This is a genomic window from Aromatoleum toluvorans (assembly GCF_012910905.1).
Taxonomy (GTDB): domain Bacteria; phylum Pseudomonadota; class Gammaproteobacteria; order Burkholderiales; family Rhodocyclaceae; genus Aromatoleum; species Aromatoleum toluvorans.
In genome coordinates, this window is the sequence record NZ_WTVN01000073.1 from 1 (window position 1) to 5,056 (window position 5,056).

The 5,056-nt window shown below is 64.1% G+C and carries 6 protein-coding genes; 3 read left to right on the forward strand and 3 right to left on the reverse strand.

Going from position 1 to position 5,056, the window contains the following annotated elements; all coding sequences use genetic code 11:
- The 3 genes from GPA22_RS22190 to GPA22_RS22200 all read right to left on the reverse strand — a co-directional run.
- Nucleotides 1-339, reverse strand: a 339-nt coding sequence (locus GPA22_RS22190; RefSeq protein WP_169258242.1) for a chemotaxis protein CheX, incomplete at its 3' end; no start/stop codon positions are given.
- Entirely contained in the window at nucleotides 336-707 is a 372-nt protein-coding gene (locus GPA22_RS22195) for a response regulator transcription factor (protein WP_169258243.1), read from the reverse strand. The genes GPA22_RS22195 and GPA22_RS22190, both read right to left, overlap by 4 nt.
- Complete coding sequence (locus GPA22_RS22200; protein WP_211169300.1) at nucleotides 704-2,929, reverse strand: ATP-binding protein; 2,226 nt, start codon at nucleotides 2,927-2,929, stop codon at nucleotides 704-706. Before GPA22_RS22200 ends, GPA22_RS22195 begins: the two co-directional genes overlap by 4 nt.
- A gap of 76 nt (nucleotides 2,930-3,005) precedes the next feature.
- On the opposite strand from GPA22_RS22200, the gene GPA22_RS22205 reads away from it, so the two are divergent.
- From GPA22_RS22205 to GPA22_RS22215, 3 genes are all read left to right on the forward strand, one after another.
- Nucleotides 3,006-3,248, forward strand: coding sequence for a DUF8082 domain-containing protein (locus GPA22_RS22205; RefSeq protein ID WP_169258245.1), 243 nt, complete (start codon nucleotides 3,006-3,008; stop codon nucleotides 3,246-3,248).
- 5 nt (nucleotides 3,249-3,253) lie between these two features.
- Complete coding sequence (locus GPA22_RS22210; RefSeq protein WP_169258246.1) at nucleotides 3,254-4,114, forward strand: MCP four helix bundle domain-containing protein; 861 nt, start codon at nucleotides 3,254-3,256, stop codon at nucleotides 4,112-4,114.
- Nucleotides 4,115-4,176: 62 nt separating this feature from the next.
- Nucleotides 4,177-4,836 carry a YceI family protein gene (locus tag GPA22_RS22215; protein ID WP_169258247.1) on the forward strand — a complete coding sequence of 220 codons (660 nt, stop codon included), beginning with the start codon at nucleotides 4,177-4,179 and terminating at the stop codon, nucleotides 4,834-4,836.
- Nucleotides 4,837-5,056: the final 220 nt, after the last annotated feature.

Here is a 5,056-nt window from a genome sequence, read left to right on the forward strand (position 1 = left end):
CGCCAGTTCCTCGCCGAAATGGCGCCGTGCCCGGCCCGACATCATGTTTGCGATCTCGCCGACGACGTCCAGGCAGCGGTCGATCGAGTGCTCGCGCTCGCCGATCGCCTCCAGAACCCGGGACAGCATGCCGTAGGGCGCCGAGAACGTGATGCTGCCGCGAAAGCCGCCGGAAACGTCGATCACCCCGTTGAAATCGCCCCACAGCGGCGCCGGGGTGCCGTCGAGGATGTAGGCCGTGCGAACAGCCGCCGGTTCGTGCGTCATGTTGAGGAAGAAAGCCGAGATGGCTTCGGAAAAGACCCCGATGTCCTCGTGGGTCAGCGCGCGGTAGTTCAACTCATCAGCTCCAGCAGGGCGGCAACCAGTTGTTCTTCGGTGAAGGGTTTGTGCAGAAAACCATGGGCGCCCTTGCTGATGGCGCGCAGTGCGGTGGTCTTGTCGCTCAGCGCCGACACCACCATGATGCGGGCGCTCGGCAGGACCTTGGCGAGCCGTTCGATGCAGGCCTCGCCATCCATGTTGGGCATCGTCAGGTCCATCGTGATGAAGTCGGGTTTGCGTGCTGTCGCGATGGCCAGCGCCTGTTCGCCATCGCCGGCGAGGCCCACCAGATCGATCGGCGGCAGACGCTCGTCCAGCATCTGGCGTGCGATCAGGTTGCGGATGACCATCGAGTCATCGACGATCAATAGTCTTGCCTTCATGCAGGACTCCATTGCAGGGTGAAACGCGTGTATGCGCTCGGTGCCGACGCCAGCCGCAGCCGTGCGCCGGTCTCGCGTGCCAGCGTCCCGACCACGTCCAGGCCCACGCCGCGGCCGGCGTGCGCATCGACGGTGGTGGCGGTGGAAACCCCCGGCTCGAACAGCATCGCGACGACGTCCCGGTCGCTCATTGCGGCAACCTGGTCGGGCGTGCGGTGCCCGCTCTCGACCAGCCGGCTGCGCAGCGCATGGACGTCGATGCCGCGACCATCGTCGGCCACCGTGAGCTCCAGGCTGCCGTCCGCGGCGCGCACGAGTTCGATGCGCAAACGGCCTTCCTCGTGCTTGCCGGCGCGCCGCCGCTCGTCCGATTCCTCGATGCCGTGCACCACCGCATTCCTGACGAGCTGCGGCAGCCCCTCGCGCAGCAGTCGATGAACCGCCTCGGGAATCACCCCCACGTGGGGAAGCGAGGTCTCGACGCGCACCTTCTTGTTCAGGTCGGACGCCACGGCAAGCGCAAGTCGCTGTATCCGCTGCATCGACTGGAGCACGCCCTCTTCCGGTGCGGGCGTTCCGGTGTGCATCACACCGGCACCGGCCGGCTGGCGGGCGAAGGCCGCGATGCGCGAGATCACGGTGTCGACCTTGGAGAGCTCCTGCAGCAGGTGCCCGATCCCGGTGGCGACGGGGATCAGATCGTCGCCCGCAAGCGTCCGGCGATTGCGCAGTCCGGTCAGGGTCTCCTCGAAGCGGTGGGCCTGTGCCGTCACGGTGCCGATCGAGAGCGCCGCCGCCTCGCCCTTGATCGAGTGAACGTCGCGGAACACCTTGGTCACCACCGCCGCATACTCCCGCGAGTCGGGCTTAACATCGCGCAGTGTCGTGTTCAGGCGATCGAGTTTCGCCCGGGCGTCGGCGAGGAAGCGGTCCACGTCGTCCGGATTGTTGTCGAGCACTTGAAGAAGCAACGCCACCTCGCTGCGCGCGCGTTCCTCGGCGCTGGCCAGTTCGTGTTCGAGCCTCACTTCCTGGCTCACGTCGGCCACGGCAACGAGAAGACCGGTAATCCCTTCACCCGCGTTGCCGCGCACCGGCTGGAAGCTGAAGTTCAGATACTTCGGGCGCGCGTTGCCGTGCTGGTTGAGCCGGACCCGCTGCAGCGGATTGAGATCGGCGAGCAGGGCCGGCTTCACGCGTTCGTTCAGCAGCAGCTCGATGTACTGCCGCGCCGAATCCATCGTGTCCGGCGAAACCAGTGCCGCCAGCGTCACGAGGAAGTTGTCCCCGGCGGCAAGCGGCTGCGGAATCACCTTGGCGAGGTGATCGGAGCGCTGCGTGCCGACGACGCCATTCCGGTCGATCAGGAAAAGCCCCTCGCGCACCGTGCGCAGGATGTCCGTCGTTTCGCGCCGCGACTGCTCGGCGGCGCGGTCGCTGCGGCCCAGGCGGCGTGCAACGTGCATCACGATGAAGACGAACATCAGCAGCGCGGCCCCGATCGCGCCCGATTGCAACGTACGCATCCAGCGTGCCCGGTCAGCCGCCAGACGTTCCTGTTCGGCGGTCAGGTCGTCCGCCAGTTGCATCAGGCGCACGTTGCGGGTGTTGCTCAGGGTGACGGCGCTCTCGATCGCGCCCGGGTCCGGAACTGCCCCAGCGAGCAGCGTGATGGCGGCATCACGCAGGGGTTGCCACTGGCGATCGAGCTTGTCCGCCTGCTCGATCACGGACCGGTCTTCCGTCGCCGCTGCAAAGACCTGCACCTGTGCCAGCGCCTGGTCGAAGGCCTGGTAGGCTTCCGATATCTGTGCCTGGCTCGTCTGCACGGGTTCCCCTGCCACCGACTCATGGGACAGCGTGAGCAAGGCCTTGGCGAGCTGCTGGGAATATCCGCGCAGCTTGCCGCCCGCGTTGATGCTCGCCGCATCGCGATCGACGTACTGCAGCAGGATGAAGTTCAGCGTGAAGACGCCGACGTTCACCAAAAAAAAGGCAGCGACGGCAAACACGAGCACGCGGTATTTGCCGAGTAGGATGGAGCGCAGCACGGGGGTCCGGTCGATGGATTGGCAGGACCGGGAGGCTACCGATAATTTGTTACATTTTCGTGGCGAGACGCCCCGGCAGGACATAAGCAAGGCGGGGCGCGGGTTAATGAAATATTGCAATCGAGTGTGAAAAAATTTATGGCATTGCGATCGTTTTTGTTGTTGATCCACCGCGATTTATACCGGTAATATTCACTTACAAGTTCCACGCCGGGTGCCCTGCATCCGGCAAACTGCGAAATATCCGATGTCAGTAAATCCGTCCTGGAAACAGTACACCGTCGAGCGCCTCTCACGCGAAATCGGCGTTTTGGGCGAAATCATCGTCGATGACGTCCTGTTCGATCTCGGTTTCGAAGATGGCGAACTGGCTCCTCGCCAGTTGATGAGCTTTCTCGCCCGCCTGCAGCGAGAGCTGCCCGAAACGGTGGACCGCGATGGGATCATCAAGGAACTTGTCGCCGGACTCCTCTCAACTCCAAACGCGTAACCGCCATGTCCATCCGCAACAAGCTGATCCTCGGCTTTTCCGTGCTGCTCGCCTTCATCCTCGTACAGGGCGCCGCCAGCTTCTTCTACGGCTCGCGCACCCAGGGGCTGGTCGACACCGCCGTGAACCGCAACTTCATCGCGACGAGCGAAATCACCGATCTGCTCGCCTCGGCGCAGCAACTGCGGCGACTGGAAAAGGAATATCTCATCTACGTCGGCGACGTGGATGGGCGCAACAAGGTGCTGGACGGCTGGAACGCCACGCACGGGCGCGTCCTCGGCCAGCTTGAAGCCATGGTGTCCAACAGCAAGGGCATCTACCTGCCGGGCGACAGTACCGCCTTCGCGCAGTGGAAGGCGGCGCTGGACGATTATCAGAAAGGCTTCACGCACGTCATCGAAGGCTTCAGCTACGACGTGTCGATCCTCGACGAAGGTGCCGGCGGCAGGTCCCAGACCTATAACAAGGCGGTGCGCGCCAACGAGGAACTTCGTCCCGTCGTCGAGCGCTTCGATACCGTGCTGATCCAGGGTGCGACGAATCTGGCACGCGCTCGCGCTGAAGACTCCGCCGTGGCCTATCAGCGCATCCGCAGCAACTTCGATGTCGTCGGTTACGTGAACATCGGCTTCGCCATCGCCGGCCTGCTGCTGGCTGCCGGCCTCCTCATGACGATTCCCGCGTCGATCACCCGGCCGCTCGAATCGCTCGTCGAATCTGCCGACAAGATGAGCCTGGGCGATCTCGGCAAGAAATTCGAGGCGGGCGGCGTCAAGGACTTCGAACGGCTTGCGGCTTCGCTCGAGCGCATGCGCGTAACCATGGAAGCGATGATCGTCCGCCTCAAGGCGCGCTCCCGCTGAGACTTTCGATCCCCGAAATACATTTCGGATTCAACCGGCAACTTTCACGAGAAGGAAAAGCCATGCGTATCGCACTCCGCCCACTGCTCCTCGCCCTGGCCTTGGGGGCTACCCTTGCGCTGCCCGCACACGCGCAGCAGTCGGCCTCCGGCGCCGTTGCGACCAAGACCGTTGCACGCACCGTCGCCGCCAAGCCGGCCGCTGACGAACTCGCTCCGGGGGATTACGTCATCGACGTCGCCCACTCGCACGTCTATTTCTTCATCTCGCACCTCGGCGTGAGCCGCTTCATGGGCCGCTTCGACGACATCAAGGGCACCTTCGTCGTCGGCCAGAAGCCCACCGAAAGTGCAGTCAGCGCGACGGTGCCGATCTCCAGCGTCAATACCAAGCACCAGAAGCTGGAAGATCACCTCAAGAGCGCGGACTTCTTCGATGCCGCCCAGTTTCCGAACATGACTTTCGAATCGACGCGCGTGCGCTGGAACGCCAAGGGTGAGGGCGTCCTCTCCGGCAACCTGACGATTCGCGGTGTCACCAAGGCCGTCGATTTCGACCTGAAGCTGACGGGCGCCGGGAAGGGGCCGCGCGGCGATACCCGTGCGGGATTCGAAGGCGTCACCACGATCAAGCGCAGCGATTTCGGCATGAATTACGGCCTGCCGCGCGTCGTCGGCGATTCGGTCGAGATCGCCCTGTCGGTCGAAGGCATCCGCCAGTAAGGATCGGGTGTGGCGGGGCGGTGACGCTTGCGCGGCGCCCGCCCCGCCAATGCCCCGAAATGCAATCGGCCCTGCCACCCGGCAGGGCCGATTTTTTGTGCGCCCAGCATGGGCGCACTCCTGTGGGTGCAAGTCCCACCGTAAGTTGATCACAGCGAACGAAGTGAAGCGCAACTGCGCGAGGGCGACCGAGCGTGGGAAGGAAGCGTGGAGCATAAGT